Below are 22,107 nucleotides of genomic sequence, written 5' to 3' on the forward strand. Positions count from 1 at the left end.
CGCTCCGCCCCTCCCCGTAAGGTGCCGCCCGCATGGACCTCGAAGCCTTCCGCAAGCTCGCCGTCGACACCCGGGTCATCCCGGTCACCCGCAGGCTCCTCGCGGACGGCCTCACCCCGATCGGCCTCTACCGCGGCCTCGCCGCCGAGCGCCCCGGCACCTTCCTGCTGGAGTCCGCCGAACAGGGCCGCAGCTGGTCGCGCTACTCCTTCGTCGGGGTCCGCAGCGCCGCCACCCTGACCGTCGGCCCGGACGGCGACGCCCGCTGGCTCGGCGCCCCGCCGGTCGGCATCCCCACCACCGGCGACCCGCTGGAGGTGCTGCGCGCCGCGCTGCGCACCCTGCACACCCCGCGGCACCCCGACGACGGCCTGCCGCCGCTCACCGGCGGCCTGGTCGGCTACCTCGGCTACGACGTGGTGCGGCGCCTGGAGAAGCTGCCCGACCTCAACCCGGACGACCTGCGGCTGCCCGAGCTGACCATGCTGCTCGCCACCGACCTCGCCGTGCTCGACCACGTCGACGGCACCGTGCTGCTGATCGCCAACGCGGTCAACCACAACGACCTGGAGAGCGGGGTGGACGAGGCCTACGCGGACGCCGTCGCCCGGCTCGACCGGATGGAGGCCGACCTGCTGAAGCCGGTCGACCCGGGCCTGGCCACCTTCACCCCGACCGGCCCCGGCGAGGTCCGCTCGCCGTTCGGCGGGGCGCCCTACCGGGCCGCGGTGGAGGACATCAAGGAGCGGATCCGGGCCGGCGAGGCGTTCCAGGTGGTGCCCTCGCAGCGCTTCGAGGCGCCCTGCCCGGCCTCCGCGCTGGACGTCTACCGGGTGCTGCGCACCACCAACCCCAGCCCGTACATGTACCTGTTCCGCTTCCCGGGCCCGGACGGGGGCGCCGAGGGTGGCTTCGACGTGGTCGGCTCCAGCCCGGAGGCGCTGGTCAAGGTCACCGACGGCGAGGCGATGCTGCACCCGATCGCCGGCACCCGGCACCGCGGCGCCACCCCGCACGAGGACGCCGGGCTGGCGGCCGAACTCCTCGCCGACCCCAAGGAGCGGGCCGAGCACCTGATGCTGGTGGACCTCGGCCGCAACGACCTCGGGCGGGTCTGCGAGCCGGGCAGCGTCGAGGTGGTCGACTTCATGCAGATCGAGCGCTACAGCCACGTCATGCACATCGTCTCCACGGTGACCGGGAAGGTCGCCGAGGGCCGGACCGCCTTCGACGTGCTGACCGCCTGCTTCCCGGCCGGCACGCTCTCCGGCGCACCCAAGCCGCGGGCGATGCGGATCATCGAGGAACTGGAGCCCACCCGCCGCGGCCTGTACGGCGGCTGCGTCGGCTACCTGGACTTCGCGGGGGACTCGGACACCGCGATCGCGATCCGCACCGCGGTGCTGCGCGACGGCACGGCCTACGTCCAGGCCGGCGCCGGCGTGGTCGCCGACTCCGACCCGCACGGCGAGGACACCGAATGCCGCAACAAGGCCGCCGCCGTCCTGCGGGCGGTCGCCACCGCGAATACGCTGCGTAGGCCGTAGGCCCCGCGCGCGTTGCGGGGCCGCCGCAGCGGAAGGGACGACAGCATGCCTGACGTGCAGCGGCGGATCGTGGCCGCCGCCAGGGAGCAGCTGCTGCGGCAGTCGGGCGCCCACGGCGGTGTGCGCTCGGTGGTGAGCGAGGACGGGCGGGAGACCCGGCTGCTGGTGCTGGCACCGGGGGCGTCCTCGGACGCCGCCGGACGGTACCGGACCGGGGACGCCCTGGTGGTGCTGGAGGTCGCGCCGGTGCCGGAGCCGACCGGGGGCCACCGCGCCCACGCGGACGCGCGGGTCCCGCTGTACGTCCTGGTGGATCCGGGGGAGGCGGTCTGCACGGTGCACAGCCGGCCGCTGCCCGGCGTGGGGTACCGGGAGGCGGAGCGGGTCCCGTTCGGGAACGATCTCTTCCTGCCGCTGGAGGAGGGGACGCTGGTGCTGGAGACGGGCGACTTCCCGGTCGGGCCGCCGACCCCGGGTGCGGCGGCGGGGTGAGGGCGGGGGACACTGGTCCGGTGACCGCTGAAGCCCGTACCGACGCCGTGTCCGCCGACCCCGCCGCCGCCCCCGCGCCCGCCGCGCGGGCCGGGCGGCGCACGCTCGGGGTCATGCTGCTGCTCACCGTGCTGGGCGCGGTGCTGGTGCTGACCGCGGCCGGGCGGGTCTGGGCCGAGGGTCTGGCCGGCACCCTGGAGGTGTCCGTCACCGGCGGGAAGATCTCCGAACTGCCCGCCGGGCTGGCCCTGGTGGCCCTGGCGGCGGCGGTCGCGGTGTTCGCGGCGCGCGGCGCCGGCCGGATCGCGGTCGGGGCGCTGACGGTGCTGGCCGGGCTGGGCGCCGCCGCGGCCGCCGCGGCGGGTGCCGGGGACACCGCCGCGCTGGACGCCGAGGCGGCCCGCAAGCTGGCGCTGACCGGTTCCGCCGCGACCGGGGTCGGGCACACCGCCTGGCCGTGGGTGGCGCTGCTGGGCGGGCTGCTGCTGGCGCTGGCCGGGTTCCTGACCGTCCGCTACGGGCGCGGCTGGCCGGCCATGGGCAGCCGCTACGAGGCGCCGACCGGCCGGGCGCCGGTCCGGCGGGCGGCGGACCGGAACTCGGCGGCCCAGAACTCGGTGGCTCAGACCCCGGCGGACCTGTGGAAGGCGCTGGACCGGGGCGAGGACCCGACCGCGCGGTGAGCCGGGCGGAGCCGGTCGCACTGTGACGCGATAGACCCGCCACCCGCTTTGGGCCGCCGGTGTACGGCCCGGCACAATGGAGACGTCAACCCGCCAGGGGCCCGCAGGCCCGGCCGGGGCCCCGAGAGCGTAGGAGCACCATCTGATGTCTGCAGGAACGAAGGCTGCCAGCGGCCACACCGTCGCCGCCTGGACCGGCGTGACGATCTCCTTCATCGGCTTCGCCATCGCGGGTGTCGCGATGATCCTGCCGTCGGTGCTGCTGGTCTGGGGCGGCCTGGCGGTCGTGGTGCTGGGCGGCGTGGTCGGCAAGGCCATGGCGATGGCGGGCATGGGCGCGCAGCCCAGCGCCCACGTCTACACCCCGGAGGAGCAGGCGGCGCTGGCCGGCAGCGCGGCCTGACCCGGCCGGACCTTCTCACGTGAACGGCGGGCGGCAGGCCCGCCGTTTCGTTTCTCCCACCGCGCCGCCGGGGGAGGCACAATCATGGGCGTGAACGCCGCCCCCGCTCCCACCGCCGCCGCCCGGCCGTCCGGCCCCCGCCGGCTGGTTCCGCCGCTGGCCGCCGCGGTCGCCGTGGCCCTCCCCGCCGGGTACATCGCCGCGGTGGACCCGAACAACCCCGGGCACTACCCGGACTGCCCCTTCCTCGCGGCCACCGGCTGGTGGTGCCCGGGCTGCGGTGGGCTGCGCTGTGTGCACGCGCTGACCCACGGGGACTTCAACGGGGCCCTGCACGACAACGCGGTGGCGGTGCTGCTGTTCGTGGTGCTGGCGGTGCTCTGGGCGCGCTGGCTCTGGGCGGCGCTGCGCGGACTGCCCGGGCCCCGGCTCGCGCTCGGGTCCCGGCGCTGGGTGCTGGTGGCGCTGTTCGTACTGGTCTTCACGGTGGTCCGCAATCTGCCGGTCGGCGCCGGTCTGGCCCCGCCGTCGGTCTGAGCCGGGGGAGCCGGTTCGGGCCGGTGGGTGGCCGGTGGGCGGCCGGGCCCCGGTCCCGGTGGAGCGGCCGGACGGGGTGGCGGAGCGGTGAAGACGCAGGCCGGAGCCCCCGCCCGGTGTCCGTACCACGAGACGCGCGCCGGGCGGATGCGCTGTGCGCCCCCCCGTGCCGATACCATCGAAGGGCCGGAGGCCCATTGGCCGCCGGCTCCTCGCCAGTCAGTACCGGCAAATCATGATGGGGGCGCCCGAGTGAGTGTGCTCGACTCGATCGTCGAAGGGGTCCGCGAGGACCTCGCCGAGCGACAGGCCCGGGTCTCGCTGGACGAGCTCAAGGAGCTCGCCGCCAAGGCCCCGGACGCCAAGGACGGTGTGGCCGCGCTGCGCGGTGACGGCATCCGGGTGATCTGCGAGGTCAAGCGCTCCAGCCCGTCCAAGGGCGCGCTGGCCACGATCGCGGACCCGGCCTCCCTGGCGACCGACTACGCGGCCGGCGGTGCCGCCGCGATCAGCGTGCTGACCGAGCAGCGCCGCTTCGGCGGCTCGCTGGCGGACCTGGACGCCGTCCGCGCCGCCGTGGACACCCCGCTGCTCCGCAAGGACTTCATCGTCACCGCCTACCAGCTGTGGGAGGCCCGCGCGCACGGTGCCGACCTCGCGCTGCTGATCGTCGCGGCCCTCGAGCAGCCGGCCCTGGTGTCGCTGATCGAGCGTGCCGAGTCGATCGGCCTCACCCCGCTGGTGGAGGTGCACGACGAGGAGGAGATCAAGCGCGCAGTGGACGCCGGGGCGCGGATCATCGGCGTCAACGCCCGCAACCTCAAGACCCTCGAGGTGGACCGCAACACCTTCGGCAATGTCGTGCACGCGATTCCGGACGGCATCGTCAAGATCGCCGAGTCCGGGGTGCGCGGTCCGCTGGACGTGATCTCCTACGCCAACCTGGGCGCGGACGCGGTCCTGGTCGGCGAGTCCCTGGTGACCGGCAAGGACCCGCGGGCCGCCGTGGCCGACCTGGTCGCGGCCGGTGCCCACCCGGCGATCCGGCACAAGGACTGATCCCGCCGCCATGAAGATCGCCACTCGTCTCGCCCCCGGCTGCCGCCCGCGCGGCTGCCGCGCGCCCGCGCGCCGGGTGCTGGGGCGGCGGGTGCGGTACGTCATCGGCTGCGAGCCCGGACAGGTACCCGGGAGGCGATGGCGTCCGACGTCCGGCTGACCGCAGCCATCAGACGTCACGTCATCCGTCGACAACATCCCGAAGGACTTCACCATGTCCGAAAAGTCCGAAAACCCCGCCGAGGGGTCCGAGCGGGACCACCTGCCCGGCACCGAGGTGCCGGACGCGCGCGGCTACTTCGGCGCGTACGGCGGCCGCTTCATCCCGGAGGCGCTGGTCGCCGCCGTGGAGCAGGTCGCCGAGGAGTACGAGAAGGCCAAGGCCGACCCGGCCTTCGCGGCCGAGCTCGACGCGCTGCTCAAGGACTACACCGGCCGCCCCAGCCCGCTGACCGATGTGCGGCGGTTCTCCGCCGAGGCCGGCGGTGCGCGGATCCTGCTCAAGCGCGAGGACCTCAACCACACCGGCTCGCACAAGATCAACAACGTCCTGGGGCAGGCCCTGCTCACCAGGCGGATGGGCAAGACCCGGATCATCGCCGAGACCGGCGCCGGCCAGCACGGGGTGGCCACCGCCACCGCCTGCGCCCTGTTCGGCTTCGACTGCACCATCTACATGGGCGAGGTCGACACCCAGCGGCAGGCGCTCAACGTCGCCCGGATGCGGATGCTCGGCGCCGAGGTGGTCTCCGTGACCTCCGGCAGCCGGACCCTCAAGGACGCCATCAACGAGGCGTTCCGCGACTGGGTCGCCAACGTCGACTCCACCCACTACCTGTTCGGCACCGTGGCCGGCCCGCACCCGTTCCCGATGATGGTCCGGGACTTCCACCGGGTCATCGGGATCGAGGCGCGCCAGCAGGTGCTGGACCGCACCGGCCGGCTGCCCGACGCGGTCGTGGCCTGCGTCGGCGGCGGCTCCAACGCGATGGGCATCTTCCACGAGTTCATCCCGGACGCCGGGGTGCGGCTGATCGGCTGCGAGGCGGCCGGCGAGGGCGCCGAGACGCCCAGGCACGCCGCCACCCTCACCAAGGGCGACCCGGGGGTGCTGCACGGCTCCCGGACGTACGTGCTGCAGGACGAGGACGGCCAGACCATCGAGTCGCACTCGATCTCGGCCGGCCTCGACTACCCGGGCGTCGGCCCGGAGCACGCCTGGCTGAAGGACACCGGCCGGGCCGAGTACCGCCCGGTCACCGACGACGCCGCCATGCAGGCGCTGCGGCTGCTGTCCCGCACCGAGGGCATCATCCCGGCCATCGAGAGCGCGCACGCGCTGGCCGGCGCCCTGGAGCTGGGCCGCGAGCTCGGACCCGAGGCCACCGTGCTGGTCTCGCTGTCCGGCCGCGGCGACAAGGACATGCACACCGCCGCCGAGTACTTCGGCCTCTACGACGAGCCGGGCGCCGGCTCCGCCCACGGGGGTAAGTGACCATGGCTTCCAAGCTCAGTGGCATCCTGGCCGCCGCCAAGGCGGAGGGCCGCGCCGCGCTGATCGGCTACCTGCCGGCCGGCTTCCCGTCCGTGGACGGCGGCATCCGCGCCGTCGGCGCGCTGATCGAGGGCGGCTGCGACATCGTCGAGATCGGCCTGCCGCACTCGGACCCGGTGCTGGACGGCCCGACCATCCAGACCGCGGACGACATCGCGCTGCGGGGCGGGGTGCGGATCAAGGACGTGCTGCGCACCGTCCAGGAGGTGGCCGCGGCGCATCCCGCCGCGGCGGTGCTGGTCATGACCTACTGGAACCCGGTGGACCGGTACGGCGTCGCGCGGTTCGCCGCCGACCTGGCCGCGGCCGGCGGGGCGGGCTGCATCCTGCCGGACCTGCCGGTGGAGGAGTCCGTGGAGTGGCGCAAGGCGGCCGAGGAGCACGGTCTCGACACCGTGTTCGTGGTCGCGCCGAGCAGCAAGGACCGCCGGCTCGCGGAGGTCACCGCGGCCGGCAGCGGTTTCGTGTACGCGGCCGCGGTGATGGGCGTGACCGGCAGCCGGGCGCAGGTCGGCGACCTGGCCGAGGACCTGGTCGCCCGGACCAGGGCCACCACCGAGCTGCCGGTCTGCGTCGGCCTCGGGGTGTCGACCCGTGAGCAGGCGGCGCAGGTCGCCGGGTTCGCGGACGGCGTCATCGTCGGATCGGCCTTCGTCCAGCGGATCCTGGACGCGGACGGGGACGAGGGGGCCGCGCTGGCGGCGGTCCGCGAGCTGGCCGGCGAGCTGGCGCAGGGCGTCCGCCGCAGCTAGGGGTTCCTGTTGACGGCCCGCCACCTCTCCGGAGGTGGCGGGCCGTCGGCGTTCCCCCCGGCGCGGGCGGCCGGTCGGACCCGAACGGGTGAACAGTGCGGGGCGCGCGCATCAGCGGGGGTTGACCGGCGTTGAGTGGAGGGACGAGTGCACGAACCACGCGCCCCCGGGGGCGCGGGAGCGAGCGGAAGGGGTCGGCCGATGCCCGGTCTTCAGCGAGCCGTGCTGCTACGGGCGGCCGCGGCCGCGCTGGCCTTCGGCGCCGCGCTCGGGGCGCAGGCGGCGGTCGTCCCGGCCCTGGCCAAACGGGGGGTGGAGCGGGCCGAGCGGGACGCGTACGTGTGCGCCGAGGCGGTCCGGATGGAGGCGGTGGCGCGGGCCGGCCGCTCGGATCCGCAGGGGCGCCCGGCGCTCCTCGGCGACAGCCGGTACGAGCCGGGGAGGTACGAGTCCGGGAGGTACGACATCGACCGGTACGAGCTCGGGTGGCCGCCCGGCTGCGACCCGGCCACTCGTTAGGGTGAAACCGGGTCAACCGATATCAATGTTCACTCTTTCGGCTTAACTCGCGAAACCGGAGGAACCCGGCGTCACCGTCGGCGGTTCATAGGGCGTGACGGTGTTTCCCGAGGGGGTTGTCCGGATGGCCGGGCCGGTGACGGAGTGGATCGGCACGGCGGCCCGATTGGGCCTGGCCGTGGTCTGGGGCTGGGCGGGGCTGGCGAAGATCGCCGACCCGGCGGAGGCCGCCCAGGCGGTGCGCGCGTACGAGATCCTGCCCGAGGCCCTGGTCAAACCGGTCGGCCACGGGCTGCCCTTCCTGGAGCTGGCGCTCGCGCTGCTGCTGGTGGTCGGCCTGGGCACGCGCCTGGTCGCGGCACTCTCGGCGGGGCTGCTGCTCGCCTTCATCGCCGGGATCGCCTCCGCCTGGGCGCGCGGCATCTCGATCGACTGCGGATGCTTCGGCGGCGGCGGGGCGGTCGACTCCTCGCAGACCGAGTACCTCCAGGAGATCCTGCGCGACACCGGGTTCCTGCTGCTGGCTGGCTGGCTGCTCCGGTGGCCCCGCACCAAGTTCTCGGTGGACGGCTGGCTGGCGCGCTGAGCGCCCCGTCCTCCCACCGCACCACCCCCGCCCCCGAATCTGGAATGCCCAAGGCTGATGAGCGAGAAGAACCGAGAAGGCAAGCGCACCGCCCGCGAGCGGATGCTGGCGGACCGGGCCGCGGACGAGGCCCGCGGCCGGAAGAAGAAGAAGCTGATCATCGGCGGGGTGGCGCTCGCGGTGATCGCCGCCGCCGTGGTCACCGGTGTGGTGGTGCAGGACCAGCGCTCCAAGCCGGAGACCCCCACCGCGGCCCCGGCCGGCGCGATCGGTGACAAGAACCTGGTGATCCCGGTCGGCTCGGACAACTCGCCGGCCGTCCTCACCGTCTACGAGGACGCGCGCTGCCCCGCCTGTGGCACCTTCGAGCGGGAGTTCTCGTCCACCATCAGCCAGTTGGAGGACGCGGGCAAGATCTACACCAACTACCACATCGTCTCGTTCATCGACCGGGCGGTGCCGGGCAAGGGCTCCCGCTACGGCGCCAACGCGCTGGCCTGCGCCCAGGACGCCGGGCACTTCCGCGACTACCACGACGTGCTCTACCGCAACCAGCCGGACGAGACCAGCGACGCCTTCGGCGACAAGGCGACCCTGATCAACCTCGGCAAGCAGGTCAACGGCCTCGACACCCCCGCCTTCGAGGCCTGCGTCAACGACTCCACGTACAGCGGATGGGTGTCGGCGGTCCAGCAGGACTTCGACAAGTCGAGCTACAAGTCCACGCCCACCGTGCTGCTCAACGGCCAGCCGATCTACCCGAAGTTCAACAACGAGGAGATCACCCCGGCCAACCTGGTGAAGTGGGTCGACGCCGCCAACCAGGGCAAGACGCTGGGCACCCCGGGCACCCACGGACAGTCGCCGGCCCCCACCAGCACCGCCTCGGAGAGCAACAACCCCTCGCCGAAGGCCGGCTGAGCCGGGCGCCCGCGCCGCGGCCGCCGCCGTCCCCTCCCCGGCCGGAGGGGGCGGCGGTCGGCCGTGCTCCGGGCCGCACGCCGATCGGTGCACCGATCTGTGCACCGACTGTGACCCGCCGGGGTGTCCTGGACGGGCCGTCGACCCTGTAGCGTCGGAGCTGCCATGGATATCGCCTACATTCCCAGCCCGTCGCGGGGCGTCCTGGAAATCGGACCCGTCCCGCTGCGCGCCTACGCCTTCTGCATCATCCTCGGTGTCGTCGTCGCCGTCTGGCTCGGCAGCAAGCGCTGGGTCGCCCGCGGTGGTGGCAAGCACACGGTCGGCGACATCGCCGTCTGGGCTGTGCCGTTCGGCCTGGTCGGCGGCCGGCTCTACCACGTGATCACCGACCACCAGCTGTACTTCGCCGAGGGCAAGAACCCCTGGAACGCCTTCAAGATCTGGGAGGGCGGCCTCGGCATCTGGGGCGCGATCGCGCTGGGCGCGGTCGGCGCCTGGATCGGCGCCCGCCGCCGGGGCGTGCCGCTGCCCGCCTACGCCGACGCGATCGCCCCCGGCATCGCGCTCGCCCAGGCGCTGGGCCGCTGGGGCAACTGGTTCAACCAGGAGCTCTACGGCCGCGAGACCACGCTGCCGTGGGGCCTGGAGATCAAGAAGACGCTGCCGAGCGGTGAGGTGGTCACCGGGATCTACCACCCGACCTTCCTCTACGAGTCGCTCTGGTGCGTGGGCGTCGCGGCGCTGGTGATCTGGGCGGACAAGCGGTTCACCCTGGGCCACGGCCGGGCCTTCGCGCTGTACGTGGCCGCGTACACGGTGGGCCGGTTCTGGACCGAGTGGCTGCGGATCGACGACGCGCACCACATCTTCGGCCTGCGGCTGAACGACTGGGTGGCGATCTTCGTCTTCCTCGGCGCCGTCGCGTACCTCGTGATCGTCGGGAAGAAGCACCCCGGCCGCGAGGACCCGGCGAGCATCGACCCGATGGCCGACGCGGACGAGCGGGCGGCGGTGTCGGCCGAGCGGACCGCCGACGAGCCCGGTGACAAGCCGGGGGAGAAGTCGGGCGAGGAGCCGGACGGGAAGCCGGGCGGGAAGGCCCAGGACGCCCTCGCCGAGAAGCTCGACAAGTTGGAGAAGGACGCCAGGAACCCGGCCTGAGCTGCGCCGATCCAGGCCCCCGGCCGCCCTCCGCACCCGGTGCGGAGGGCGGCCGCCGTCATGTTCGGACAGCCTTACTTTGCTGGAAATGCCCAGGTCAACAGGGCTACGGTCAGTAAGTAAGGCGATCGGACCAATGGACGGAGGGGGAAGAGTCGTGACCGCGACCATCCTGGAGAACGAGGCCGGCCAGCACCCGCGGATACCCGCCGCGGGGCACCACCGGGACGTCAACGGCGGCTGGCTGCGGCCGGCGGTGTTCGGCGCGATGGACGGACTGGTCTCCAACTTCGCGCTGATGACCGGCGTCGTCGGCGGCGCCGTCCCCAGCAGCACGGTGGTGCTCACCGGCCTGGCCGGGCTGGCCGCCGGCGCCTGCTCGATGGCGGCGGGGGAGTACACCTCGGTGGCCTCCCAGCGGGAGCTGGTGCAGGCCGAGATCGAGGCGGAGCGGCTGGAGCTGAGCCGCAACCCGCACGGCGAGCTGGCCGAGCTTGCCCAGGTGTACGTCGACCGCGGGGTGGACCCGGAACTCGCCCACGAGGTGGCGCGGCAGCTGTCCGCCGACCCGGACCGGACGCTGGAGGTCCACGCCAGGGAGGAGCTGGGCGTCGACCCCAACGACCTGCCCTCGCCGTGGGTGGCGGCCGGGTCCTCCTTCGTCTGCTTCGCGGTGGGCGCGCTGCTCCCGCTGCTGCCGTACCTGCTGGGCGCGACCTCGCTGGTGCCGGCGCTGCTGCTCTCCGCGGCCGGGCTGTTCGCCTGCGGTGCGGTGGTGGCGCGGGTGACGGCGCGCAGCTGGTGGTTCAGCGGGCTGCGGCAGCTGGTGCTGGGCGGGGCGGCGGCGGGGGTGACGTATCTGCTGGGGTGGCTGATCGGCGGGCAGATCGGCTAAGGGGGCGTGGCGGAACACTTTGCAAAGTGCACTTTGCAAAGTGTTCTGGGACTTTGCAAAGTCGCGGCCGGGGCGTGCGGAGGGGCGCGTCGGGCGGTCGTGGGGCCGGGCGCAGGGTGGTCGGGGGCGGCGGAGGGTCACTGTGGGGGTGCGGTGTGCTGTTGCATGGTTATGCAGAGCCATGGGTGATATTGCGCACATGGCGCTCCGACCCCGCCTGGCTTGTCTCAGCATTCGAGCCGATCGGGCCAAGGAATCGCATCTGCCGATCGAGTGTGGGAATGGATTCCCAGGCATCCTTGGCCGACGCCCGTGGCGGGCGGGTGTCGCCCCTGTTTCAGGCGGTCGACAGCCGGGCACAATCGTCGTGGCGTGCGGCGCGGCACGCCCTCCCGCGGCACCCGTGACCTGCGGATCCGTCCCGCGATGTGGACGAGGTATCCCGCTTCCCGGGATGTTCGGCATCATGTAACTTGCACGAAATCGCATCAGGGCCAACGTCGTCCCTACTGCACCAGCCTCCAAAGACGACGACGGGAGAGCCGATGCTGTCTGCATCCATGCACTCCGCCAACGAGCCCCAGGCCGGCGCCGCCCGCCCGCCGTACGCGCTCGTTCCGGATGCGCGACCTGCTGCTCAGGGCCTGTACGACCCGCGAAACGAGCACGACGCCTGTGGCGTCGGATTCGTCGCCACGCTGACCGGCATCGCCGACCACACCGTCGTCGAGCAGGCGCTGACCGTCCTGCGCAACCTGGAGCACCGCGGCGCCACCGGCGCCGAGCCGGACTCCGGTGACGGCGCCGGCATCCTCACCCAGGTCCCGGACGCCTTCCTGCGCGCCAAGGTCGACTTCGACCTCCCGGCCGCCGGCTCCTACGCGGTCGGCATCGCCTTCCTGCCCGACGCCGACGACCAGGACGCCGCCGCCGTCGCGCGGATCGAGGCCATCGCGGCCGAGGAGGACCTGACCGTCCTCGGCTGGCGCGACGTCCCGGTCACCCCGGACCTGCTGGGCGCCACCGCCCGCGGCGTCATGCCCCGGTTCCGCCAGCTGTTCCTCGGCGGCGCGGACAGGAGCGGCATCGAGCTCGACCGGGTCGCCTTCGTGGTCCGCAAGCGCTCCGAGCGCGAGGCCGGGGTCTACTTCCCGTCGCTGTCCGCGCGCACCATCGTCTACAAGGGCATGCTGACCACCGGCCAGCTGGAGCCCTTCTTCCCCGACCTGTCGGACCGGCTCTACGCCTCCGCGCTCGGTCTGGTGCACTCGCGGTTCTCCACCAACACCTTCCCGAGCTGGCCGCTCGCCCACCCGTACCGCTTCGTCGCGCACAACGGCGAGATCAACACGGTCAAGGGCAACCGGAACTGGATGACCGCCCGGGAGTCCCAGCTCGTCACCGACCTGATCCCCGCCAACCGGAACGGCCAGGGCCTGGAGCGGATCTTCCCGATCTGCACCCCGGAGCACTCCGACTCGGCCTCCTTCGACGAGGTCCTGGAGCTGCTCCACCTCGGCGGCCGGTCGCTGCCGCACGCGGTGCTGATGATGATCCCCGAGGCGTGGGAGAACCACGTCACGATGGACCCGGCCCGCCGCGCCTTCTACCAGTACCACTCCAACCTGATGGAGCCCTGGGACGGCCCGGCCTGCGTCACCTTCACCGACGGCACGCAGATCGGCGCCGTGCTGGACCGCAACGGCCTGCGCCCCGCCCGCTACTGGATCACCGAGGACGGCCTGGTCGTCCTCTCCTCCGAGGTCGGCGTGCTCGACATCGAGCAGACCCGGGTGGTCAAGAAGGGCCGGCTGCAGCCCGGCCGGATGTTCCTCGTCGACACCGCCGAGCACCGGATCGTCGAGGACGAGGAGATCAAGTCGGCGCTGGCCGCCGAGCACCCCTACGCGGAGTGGGTCGAGGGCGGGCAGATCGAGCTCGCCAAGCTCCCCGAGCGCGAGCACATCGCGCACACCCACGCCTCCGTCACCCGCCGCCAGCAGACCTTCGGCTACACCGAGGAGGAGCTGCGGGTCGTCCTGGCGCCGATGGCGAAGACCGGTGCCGAGGCGCTCGGCTCGATGGGCACCGACTCGCCGATCGCCGCGCTGAGCGAGAAGCCGCGACTGCTGTTCGACTACTTCGTGCAGCTCTTCGCGCAGGTCACCAACCCGCCGCTGGACGCCATCCGCGAGGAGCTCGTCACCTCGCTGCTGTCCAACCTCGGCCCCGAGGGCAACCTGCTGGCCGCCGAGGCCGCGTCCTGCCGCTCGGTCGGCATCACCTTCCCGGTGATCGACAACGACGAGCTGGCCAAGCTGGTCCACATCAACGCGGACGGCGACCAGCCCGGCCTCAAGGCCGTCACGCTGTCCGGCCTGTACCGGGTCGCCACCGGCGGCGAGGGCCTGGCCGCCCGGCTCGCCGCCATCGCCGCCGAGGCGGACGCGGCGATCGCCGACGGCGCCCGGATCGTCGTGCTCTCCGACCGGCACTCCGACGCCGAGCACGCCCCGATCCCCTCGCTGCTGCTCACCTCGGCGATCCACCACCACCTGATCCGCACCAAGCAGCGCACCCGGGTGTCGCTGCTGGTCGAGGCCGGCGACGTGCGCGAGGTGCACCACGTCGCGCTGCTGATCGGCTACGGCGCCGGCGCGGTCAACCCGTACCTGGCCATGGAGTCGGTCGAGGACCTCGTCGCCCAGGGCACCTTCCTGACCGGTGTCGAGGCCGAGAAGGCGATCAAGAACCTGATCAAGGCGCTCGGCAAGGGCGTGCTCAAGGTGATGTCCAAGATGGGCATCTCCACCGTCGCCTCCTACCGCGGCGCGCAGGTCTTCGAGGCCATCGGCCTCGCCCAGGACCTGGTCGACGCCTACTTCGCCGGCACCACCAGCAAGCTCGGCGGCATCGGCCTGGAGGAGGTCGCCAAGGAGACCGCCGCCCGGCACGCCAAGGCGTACCCGGCCTCCGGCATCCCGGCCGCGCACCGCGCCCTGGACATCGGCGGCGAGTACCAGTGGCGCCGCGAGGGCGAGCCGCACCTGTTCGACCCGGACACCGTCTTCCGGCTGCAGCACTCCACCCGCAACCGCCGGTACGACATCTTCAAGCAGTACACGGACCGGGTGAACGAGCAGTCCGAGCGGCTGATGACGCTGCGCGGCCTGTTCAAGCTGGACGGGCTCGGCCGCACCCCGGTGCCGGTCGAGGAGGTCGAGCCGGTCTCCGAGATCGTCAAGCGGTTCTCCACCGGCGCCATGTCGTACGGCTCGATCTCCCTCGAGGCGCACGAGACGCTGGCGATCGCGATGAACCGGCTCGGCGCCAAGTCCAACACCGGTGAGGGCGGCGAGGACCCGGACCGCCTGTACGACCCGGAGCGCCGCTCGGCGATCAAGCAGGTCGCCTCCGGCCGCTTCGGCGTCACCTCCGAGTACCTGGTCAACGCCGACGACATCCAGATCAAGATGGCCCAGGGCGCCAAGCCCGGCGAGGGCGGTCAGCTGCCCGGCCACAAGGTCTACCCGTGGGTCGCCAAGACCCGGCACTCCACCCCGGGTGTCGGTCTGATCTCGCCGCCGCCGCACCACGACATCTACTCGATCGAGGACCTGGCGCAGCTGATCCACGACCTCAAGAACGCCAACCCCGAGGCCCGCATCCATGTGAAGCTGGTCTCCGAGGTCGGCGTCGGCACGGTCGCGGCCGGCGTCTCCAAGGCGCACGCGGACGTCGTGCTGGTCTCCGGCCACGACGGCGGCACCGGCGCCTCGCCGCTCACCTCGCTCAAGCACGCGGGCGGCCCCTGGGAGCTCGGCCTCGCCGAGACCCAGCAGACCCTGCTGCTGAACGGCCTGCGCGACCGGATCGTGGTGCAGACCGACGGCCAGCTGAAGACCGGCCGCGACGTGGTGATCGCCGCGCTGCTGGGCGCCGAGGAGTTCGGCTTCGCGACCGCCCCGCTGGTGGTCTCCGGCTGCATCATGATGCGCGTCTGCCACCTGGACACCTGCCCGGTCGGCGTCGCCACCCAGAACCCGGTGCTGCGCGAGCGCTTCTCCGGCAAGCCGGAGTTCGTGGTCAACTTCTTCGAGTTCATCGCCGAGGAGGTCCGGGAGATCCTGGCCGAGCTGGGCTTCCGCTCGATCGAGGAGGCCGTCGGCCACGCCGAGCACATCGACGCCGAGGCCGCGGTCGACCACTGGAAGGCCGTCGGGCTCGACCTGGCCCCGCTGTTCCACGTGCCCGAGCTGCCCGAGGGCGCGTCCCTGCACCGCACCACCACGCAGGACCACGCGCTGGACAAGGCCCTGGACAACCAGCTGATCGACCTGGCCCAGGACGCCCTGGAGAACGGCGACGCCGTCCGCATCCAGCTGCCGATCCGCAACGTCAACCGGACCGTCGGCACCATGCTCGGCCACCACGTGACCAAGCGGTACCGCGGCGAGGGCCTGCCCGAGGGCACCATCGACGTCACCTTCACCGGCTCGGCCGGCCAGTCCTTCGGCGCCTTCGTGCCGCGCGGCGTGACGCTGCGGCTGGAGGGCGACGCCAACGACTACGTCGGCAAGGGCCTGTCCGGCGGCGTGCTCGTGGTCCGCCCGGCCCGCGACGCGGCGGCCATCGGCAACGACGCGCAGAACCACGTGATCGCCGGCAACACCATCGGCTACGGCGCCACCAGCGGCCGGATCCACCTGCGCGGCAAGGCCGGCGAGCGGTTCGCCGTCCGCAACTCGGGTGCCACCCTGGTCGTCGAGGGCGTGGGCGACCACGCGCTGGAGTACATGACCGGCGGCCGGGTCGTCATCCTCGGCGAGACCGGGCGCAACCTGGCGGCCGGCATGTCCGGCGGTGTCGCCTACGTGCTGGACCTGCGCCCGGCGAACGTCAACAGCGGCATGGTGGGCATCGAGGCCCCCGGCGCCGCCGACCGCGAATGGCTGCGCGAGACCGTGCAGCAGCACTACGAGGAGACCGGCTCCACCGTCGCGGCCGAGCTCCTGGCGGACTGGGGCAGCGGGGTCTCCCGCTTCTCCACGATCATGCCGACCGACTACAAGGCAGTGCTCGCCGCCAAGGACGCCGCTGAGCGCGATGGCCTCTCCGAGGCCGAGACCACTCGCAAGATGATGGAGGCGGCACGTGGCTGACCCCAAGGGCTTCCTGACCACGCCCAAGCAGCTCGCCGAGCGGCGTCCGGTGGACGTGCGCATCCGGGACTGGAACGAGGTCTACGTCGAGCGCAGCCTGCTGCCGATCATCACCAAGCAGGCCGGCCGCTGCATGGACTGCGGCATCCCGTTCTGCCACAACGGCTGCCCGCTCGGGAACCTCATCCCCGAGTGGAACGACCTCGCCTACCGGGACGACTGGACCGGCGCGATCGAGCGGCTGCACGCGACCAACAACTTCCCGGAGTTCACCGGGCGGCTCTGCCCGGCGCCCTGCGAGTCGGCCTGCGTGCTCGGCATCAACCAGGACGCGGTGACCATCAAGAACGTCGAGGTCACCATCATCGACAAGGCCTGGGACCGCGGCGGGGTCACCCCGCAGGTGCCGGAGCGGCTGTCCGGCAAGACGGTCGCCGTGGTCGGCTCCGGGCCGGCCGGCCTGGCCGTCGCCCAGCAGCTCACCCGGGCCGGGCACACCGTCGTGGTGTACGAGCGGGCCGACCGGATCGGTGGCCTGCTGCGGTACGGCATCCCCGAGTTCAAGATGGAGAAGCGCCACATCAACCGCCGCGTCGAGCAGATGCGCGCGGAGGGCACCCGGTTCCGCACCGGCGTGCACGTGGGCGAGGACATCACCGGGCAGCAGCTGCGCGAGCGCTTCGACGCGGTCGTCGTCGCGGCCGGCGCCACCACCGCCCGCGACCTGCCGGTGCCCGGGCGCGAGCTCAAGGGCGTCCACCAGGCGATGGAGTACCTGCCGCTGGCCAACAAGGTGCAGGAGGGCGACTTCGTCGAGCCGCCGATCAGCGCCAAGGGCAAGCACGTCGTGGTCATCGGCGGCGGCGACACCGGCGCGGACTGCGTCGGCACCGCCCACCGGCAGGGGGCGGCCTCGGTCACCCAGCTGGAGATCATGCCGCAGCCGGGCGAGGAGCGGCCGGCCGGCCAGCCGTGGCCGACCATGCCGATGACCTACAAGGTCACCTCCGCGCACGAGGAGGGCGGCGAGCGGATCTACTCCGTCTCCACCACCCACTTCAGCGGTGACGAGGAGGGCAACGTCCAGGAGCTGCACCTCGTCGAGGTGGAGTTCAAGGACGGGAAGTTCGAGCAGGTGCCGGGCAGCGAGCGGGCGATCCCGGCGCAGCTGGTCACCCTGGCGATGGGCTTCACCGGTACGGACGTCAGGAACGGTCTGGTCGAGCAGCTGGGCGTGGACCTCGACGCACGCGGTAATGTGTCCCGGGACGCGAAGTTCGCCACCAATGTCGATGGCGTCTACGTCTGCGGCGATGCCGGTCGTGGCCAGTCGCTGATCGTCTGGGCCATCGCGGAGGGCCGCTCGGCCGCCGCGGCGGTCGACACCTACTTGGGCGGCAAGACCCCGCTGCCCGCACCGATCCGGCCGACGGACCGCCCTCTGGTGGTCTGATCCGGTCCAGGTAGCCCGGCGCCGCATTCGCCGGGTCGTACCGAGCCGCACCCCGTCAGCGTCGCCGGGCCACCGCGGTCCCTGGCGCCTGCCCACATCCCCGACCAGTTTGGGGGCAGGCGCCGTTCGCATGCCCGGGGACGTTCGGGCGCGCGTGCGGGTTCCGTCAACTGTTGTCGGTTCCGGCCGAGTTGTGGTCATCCTGCGGGTGGTGGCGGGGGTTGGGGATGTGCACGGCGGCGGCGGGGGACTAGAGTGCGTTCCGGGGAGCTACGGTTCGGCTACCGCGCGTATCCGGACGCCGCTCGTCCGGGCGGCCCCGGTGGGGGCGGAAGATCCCGATGAGGGCGTTCCGAGGACTGTTGTTCGTCGGTCCCTGGTGGAAGACTGCGGCCACGGCCGGGGGGCTGCTGACGTGCGGAGGTTGAGGCGATGAGTGCGACTCAGGCGGGTGGCGGTGCCACGGTGCGGCGTCTGCTGCTGGGGTCGCAACTGCGACGGCTCCGGGAGGCCCGCGGGGTCAGCCGGGAGGAGGCCGGATACTCGATCCGGGCCTCCGAGTCGAAGATCAGCCGGATGGAGCTCGGCCGGGTCGGCTTCAAGGAGCGCGACGTCGCCGACCTGCTGACCCTGTACGGGGTGGACGCGGAGCCGGAGCGGGCCTCGGTGCTCGGACTGGTCCGGGCGGCCAACGCGACCTCCTGGTGGAACGGCTACGGGGACGTCCTGCCGGGCTGGTTCCAGAACTACCTGGGCCTGGAGGAGGCCGCCACCGAGATCCGCAGCTACGAGGTCCAGTTCGTCCACGGGCTGCTGCAGACCGCCGACTACGCGCGGGCGGTGATCACCCACGGCGGCCATGTGACCGAACCGGCCGAGATCGAGCGGCGGGTGGAGGTGCGGCTCAAGCGGCAGCAGGTGCTGGGCGCCGAGCGGGCGCCGCGGCTGGTCGCGGTGCTGGACGAGGCCGCGCTGCGCCGTCCCTGGGGCGGTCCGGAGCTGATGCGGGCGCAGATCGACCGCCTGCTGGAGCTGACCGAACTCCCGAACGTGGTGCTCCAGGTGATGCCGCTGGGCTTCGGCGGGCTGCGCGCGGAGGGCGGCGCGTTCTCGGTGCTGGCCTTCGACGAGCAGGAGCTGCCGGACATCGTCTACCTGGAGCAGTTCACCACCGCTCTCTACCTCGACAAGCCGGCCGAGGTGGCCGAGTACGCGGGCGCGATGGACGGTCTGGTGGCGGACAGCCTTTCTCCCGAGCGGACACGAGAAGTTCTCCGCTCCGTACGCCAAGAGCTGTAGCAGGTAAGTACGATGAGGCCCGATCAGTTCTGATCGCGAACGACCGCCGGAAAATCGCGGGCGTTCCCGAACGGTATGAGAGGGATCGGATGTCGTACCTTTCCGAGTTGGCGCTGCAGTACATCGACGGCGAGTGGCGCGAGGGCAGCGGCTCCTGGGACATCGTCGACGTCGACCCCTTCACCGGTGACAAGCTCGCGAGCATCACCGTGGCCACCGTCGACGAGGTCGACCAGGCCTACCGGGCCGCGGCGCAGGCGCAGAAGGAGTGGGCGGCCACCAACCCCTACACCCGGCGGCTGGTCTTCGAGCGCGCGCTGCGGATCCTGGAGGACCGCGAGCAGGAGATCACCCGGGACATCATGGCCGAACTCGGCGGCACCGCCGTCAAGGCCTGGTTCGAGCTCTCCCTCACCAAGGACATGCTGCGCGAGGCGATGCAGCTGTCCCTGCGGGCCGAGGGGCGGCTGCTGCCCTCGCCGGTGGACGGCAAGGAGAACCGGCTCTACCGGCTGCCGGTCGGCGTCGTCGGGGTGATCAGCCCGTTCAACTTCCCGCTGTTCCTGTCGATGAAGGCCGTCGCCCCGGCGCTGGCGCTCGGCAACGGCGTGGTGCTCAAGCCGCACCAGGAGACCCCGGTGGTCGGCGGCACCCTGATCGCCAAGATCTTCGAGGAGGCGGGCCTGCCGGCCGGCCTGCTGAACGTCGTGATCACCGACATCGCCGAGATCGGTGACGCGTTCATCGAGCACCCGCTCGCCAAGGTGATCTCCTTCACCGGCTCCGACAAGGTCGGCCGGCACGTCGCCACCGTCGCCGCCTCCCACTTCAAGCGGACCGTGCTGGAGCTCGGCGGCAACAGCGCGCTGATCGTGCTGGACGACGCCGACCTGGACTACGCCGTGGACGCGGCCGTGTTCAGCCGCTTCGTGCACCAGGGCCAGGTCTGCATGGCCGCCAACCGGGTGCTCGTCGACCGCAGCGTCGCCGAGGAGTTCACCCGCAAGTTCGTCGCCAAGGTCGCCACCCTGAAGGTCGGCGACCCGAGGGACCCGGCCACCCACATCGGCCCGCTGATCAACCCGGTCCAGGCCGACGCGATCTCCGCGCAGGTGGACCAGGCCGTCGCCGGCGGCGCCACCGCGCTGCTGCGCGGCACCACCGTCGGCAGCCTGATGGACCCGGTCGTGCTCGGCGGCCTGCCGGCCGACGCGCCGATCCTGCAGCGCGAGCTGTTCGGGCCGGTGGTGCTGGTGGTGGAGTTCGACGGCGAGGACGAGGCGGTGCGGATCGCCAACGACACGCCGTTCGGGCTCAGCGGCGCGGTGCACACGGCCGACGTCGAGCGCGGGGTGCGGGTCGCGCAGCGGATCGAGACCGGCATGATCCACGTCAACGACGGGACCATCGCGGACGAGCCCGTGGTGCCGTTCGGCGGCGAGAAGAGCTCGGGCGTGGGCCGGCTGAACGGCGAGTCCACGGTGGACGCCTTCACCACGGTGAAGTGGATCTCGATCCAGCACGGGCGCAGCCGCTTCCCGTTCTGAACGGGCCCGAGGACCCGGCCGGCCCCGGTGGAGGGGCGGCCGGGTCCCCCCGACTGCTGGTGTTCGACGGATCGAAGGGGTGGCCGGGTGACCGGGTTTCAGGAGATCGGCCGGGAGTGGCTCGCCGGTGACGGGGCGGACGGTGCGCGGCCGCCCGCCGATCTGCGTCCCGAAGTCCCGCACCCCGCCCGGATGTACGACTACTACATAGGTGGCAAGGACAACTTCCCGGCCGACCGGGAGGCCGCCGAGCGGGTGCTCGCGATCAGCCCGATGGTGCGGATCAGTGCCCTCGCCAACCGGGCCTTCCTCGGCCGCGCGGTGCGGCACCTCGCCGAGGACGGCATCCGCCGGTTCGTCGACATCGGCACCGGTATCCCGAGTGCCGGGAACACCCATGAGATCGCCCAGCGGGTGCGGCCCGACGCCCGGGTGGTGTACCTCGACAACGACCCGATCGTGCTGGTGCACGGCCGCGCGCTGCTGAGCGGCACCACCCCGGAGAGCACCGCGGTGGTCCAGGCCGATCTGCGCGACCCGGCGGGGATCCTGGCCGCCCCGGAGGTCCGGCAGGCCCTGGACTCGGGCGAACCGGTCGGGCTGCTGCTGGTCGCGGTGCTGCACTTCGTCGACGAGCAGGACGACCCCTACGGCATCGTGCGCACCCTGGTGGACGCCCTGCCGCCCGGCAGCCGGCTCGTCCTCTCCCACGGCACCCTGGACTTCACCCCCACCGCCGACGCCGGCCGCGGCCCGGCCGTCTACCGCAGCGCCTCCGCCCAGCTCACCATGCGCCGCCGGGAGCAGGTGCTGCGCTTCTTCGACGGCCTGAAGCTCACCGACCCGGGCCTGGTCACCGCCCCCCTCTGGCGCCCCGACACCCCCGAGCAGCCCACCGACTCCCAGGTGGGCATCTGGGCCGGCGTGGCGGAGAAGCCCTAGGCGGCCGGGTAGCGGAGCAGCTCGGAGGTCGCGAGCTCGAAGGCGAACGGCTCCGGGACCGGCACGGCGTCGCCGAACTTCCCGGTCCACCGGCGGTGGTAGGCACCGTGGCCGGGCTCGGAGTGCAGGGTGAGCGTGCCCTCGCGCGGGTCGATCACCAGGTAGAGCGGGATCCCCATCTGCGGGTAGTCGCGGACCTTGCCGACCAGGTCGTTCTCCGGATTGGAGGGGGAGGCGATCTCGACGGCGATCACGGCCAGCTCGGCGGGGACCTGGTTGCCGCCGAGCTCGACGGTCGCGAGCGGGATGTAGGTCAGGTCGGGATTGCGGAGCTTGCCGGTGTTCGGAGAGCTCAGATCGGTGTTCTCACTGGGCATCAGGTCTTTCGGGCGATGGGCATCGAACTGCTCGCGGACGAGCAGCAGATTGCGTTGGTGGATCACCGACGGCCCGGCCATCATGATGATCTCGTCGCCCGACACCTCGATCTTCCAGCCCGACGGTGGGGTCAGGGTCTGGGCGTAGGCCATCAACTGGGCATGCCGTTCGGGGATCCGGAGCTCGCTCATGGGGCCATCCTCTCATCGCGTG

Annotated in this window: 20 protein-coding genes; 19 read left to right on the top strand and 1 reads right to left on the bottom strand. The window is 72.5% G+C overall.

Annotated features, from left to right (window positions below; translation table 11 throughout):
• Nucleotides 1–32: 32 nt before the first annotated feature.
• The 19 genes from ADK60_RS32865 to ADK60_RS32950 all read left to right on the top strand — a co-directional run bounded on the left by ADK60_RS32865 (nucleotide 33) and on the right by ADK60_RS32950 (nucleotide 21,516).
• Nucleotides 33–1,547: an anthranilate synthase component I gene (locus ADK60_RS32865; protein ID WP_053650615.1), complete on the top strand. Its 1,515-nt coding sequence runs from the start codon at nucleotides 33–35 to the stop codon at nucleotides 1,545–1,547.
• A gap of 45 nt (nucleotides 1,548–1,592) precedes the next feature.
• Nucleotides 1,593–2,039 (top strand): hypothetical protein, encoded by a 447-nt coding sequence (locus tag ADK60_RS32870; RefSeq protein WP_052708813.1) that lies wholly within the window; start codon nucleotides 1,593–1,595, stop codon nucleotides 2,037–2,039.
• A gap of 20 nt (nucleotides 2,040–2,059) precedes the next feature.
• A complete protein-coding gene (locus ADK60_RS32875) occupies nucleotides 2,060–2,722 on the top strand; it encodes a TIGR02234 family membrane protein (RefSeq protein ID WP_063783338.1) in 663 nt (220 codons plus the stop codon).
• Nucleotides 2,723–2,867: 145 nt separating this feature from the next.
• Nucleotides 2,868–3,125, top strand: a complete 258-nt coding sequence (locus ADK60_RS32880) for an HGxxPAAW family protein (RefSeq protein ID WP_053650617.1) — start codon at nucleotides 2,868–2,870, stop codon at nucleotides 3,123–3,125.
• Nucleotides 3,126–3,209: 84 nt separating this feature from the next.
• A complete protein-coding gene (locus ADK60_RS32885) occupies nucleotides 3,210–3,662 on the top strand; it encodes a DUF2752 domain-containing protein (RefSeq protein WP_053650618.1) in 453 nt (150 codons plus the stop codon).
• A gap of 252 nt (nucleotides 3,663–3,914) precedes the next feature.
• Nucleotides 3,915–4,721 carry an indole-3-glycerol phosphate synthase TrpC gene (trpC, locus tag ADK60_RS32890; RefSeq protein WP_030391399.1) on the top strand — a complete coding sequence of 269 codons (807 nt, stop codon included), beginning with the start codon at nucleotides 3,915–3,917 and terminating at the stop codon, nucleotides 4,719–4,721.
• 10 nt (nucleotides 4,722–4,731) lie between these two features.
• Nucleotides 4,732–4,881, top strand: coding sequence for a tryptophan biosynthesis modulator TrpM (trpM, locus tag ADK60_RS48540; RefSeq protein WP_380605817.1), 150 nt, complete (start codon nucleotides 4,732–4,734; stop codon nucleotides 4,879–4,881).
• A gap of 54 nt (nucleotides 4,882–4,935) precedes the next feature.
• Nucleotides 4,936–6,216, top strand: a complete 1,281-nt coding sequence (gene trpB / locus ADK60_RS32895) for a tryptophan synthase subunit beta (RefSeq protein WP_045938145.1) — start codon at nucleotides 4,936–4,938, stop codon at nucleotides 6,214–6,216.
• Nucleotides 6,217–6,218: 2 nt separating this feature from the next.
• Complete coding sequence (gene trpA / locus ADK60_RS32900; protein WP_030391397.1) at nucleotides 6,219–7,028, top strand: tryptophan synthase subunit alpha; 810 nt, start codon at nucleotides 6,219–6,221, stop codon at nucleotides 7,026–7,028.
• Nucleotides 7,029–7,229: 201 nt separating this feature from the next.
• Nucleotides 7,230–7,547, top strand: coding sequence for a hypothetical protein (locus ADK60_RS44070; protein ID WP_053650619.1), 318 nt, complete (start codon nucleotides 7,230–7,232; stop codon nucleotides 7,545–7,547).
• Nucleotides 7,548–7,671: 124 nt separating this feature from the next.
• Entirely contained in the window at nucleotides 7,672–8,133 is a 462-nt protein-coding gene (locus ADK60_RS32910) for a MauE/DoxX family redox-associated membrane protein (protein ID WP_045938143.1), read from the top strand.
• Nucleotides 8,134–8,190: 57 nt separating this feature from the next.
• Nucleotides 8,191–9,054, top strand: a complete 864-nt coding sequence (locus tag ADK60_RS32915) for a DsbA family protein (RefSeq protein WP_053650620.1) — start codon at nucleotides 8,191–8,193, stop codon at nucleotides 9,052–9,054.
• Nucleotides 9,055–9,219: 165 nt separating this feature from the next.
• Nucleotides 9,220–10,218 (top strand): prolipoprotein diacylglyceryl transferase, encoded by a 999-nt coding sequence (lgt, locus tag ADK60_RS32920; protein WP_079008885.1) that lies wholly within the window; start codon nucleotides 9,220–9,222, stop codon nucleotides 10,216–10,218.
• A gap of 136 nt (nucleotides 10,219–10,354) precedes the next feature.
• Nucleotides 10,355–11,113 (top strand): VIT1/CCC1 transporter family protein, encoded by a 759-nt coding sequence (locus ADK60_RS32925; protein ID WP_079008886.1) that lies wholly within the window; start codon nucleotides 10,355–10,357, stop codon nucleotides 11,111–11,113.
• Nucleotides 11,114–11,673: 560 nt separating this feature from the next.
• A complete protein-coding gene (gene gltB, locus ADK60_RS32930) occupies nucleotides 11,674–16,275 on the top strand; it encodes a glutamate synthase large subunit (protein ID WP_199839811.1) in 4,602 nt (1,533 codons plus the stop codon).
• Nucleotides 16,268–17,728 carry a glutamate synthase subunit beta gene (locus ADK60_RS32935; RefSeq protein WP_045938135.1) on the top strand — a complete coding sequence of 487 codons (1,461 nt, stop codon included), beginning with the start codon at nucleotides 16,268–16,270 and terminating at the stop codon, nucleotides 17,726–17,728. The genes gltB and ADK60_RS32935 overlap by 8 nt, the downstream gene beginning before the upstream one ends.
• Before the next feature lie 432 nt (nucleotides 17,729–18,160).
• Complete coding sequence (locus tag ADK60_RS32940; protein ID WP_045938134.1) at nucleotides 18,161–19,027, top strand: Sco1979 family transcriptional regulator; 867 nt, start codon at nucleotides 18,161–18,163, stop codon at nucleotides 19,025–19,027.
• Between the two features lie 89 nt (nucleotides 19,028–19,116).
• Nucleotides 19,117–20,574 carry an aldehyde dehydrogenase family protein gene (locus tag ADK60_RS32945; protein ID WP_045938133.1) on the top strand — a complete coding sequence of 486 codons (1,458 nt, stop codon included), beginning with the start codon at nucleotides 19,117–19,119 and terminating at the stop codon, nucleotides 20,572–20,574.
• An 87-nt stretch (nucleotides 20,575–20,661) separates the two neighbouring features.
• The gene (locus tag ADK60_RS32950) at nucleotides 20,662–21,516 is read left to right on the top strand and encodes an SAM-dependent methyltransferase (RefSeq protein ID WP_053650622.1); all 855 of its coding nucleotides are present in this window, start codon (nucleotides 20,662–20,664) and stop codon (nucleotides 21,514–21,516) included.
• On the opposite strand, the gene ADK60_RS32955 is transcribed toward ADK60_RS32950, so the two are convergent.
• Nucleotides 21,513–22,085 (bottom strand): Uma2 family endonuclease, encoded by a 573-nt coding sequence (locus ADK60_RS32955; protein WP_053650623.1) that lies wholly within the window; start codon nucleotides 22,083–22,085, stop codon nucleotides 21,513–21,515. The two genes, ADK60_RS32950 and ADK60_RS32955, sit on opposite strands and share 4 nt — an antisense overlap.
• Nucleotides 22,086–22,107: the final 22 nt, after the last annotated feature.

Origin of the sequence: Streptomyces sp. XY431 (genome assembly GCF_001279805.1) — a bacterium.
Lineage (GTDB): Bacteria > Actinomycetota > Actinomycetes > Streptomycetales > Streptomycetaceae > Kitasatospora > Kitasatospora purpeofusca.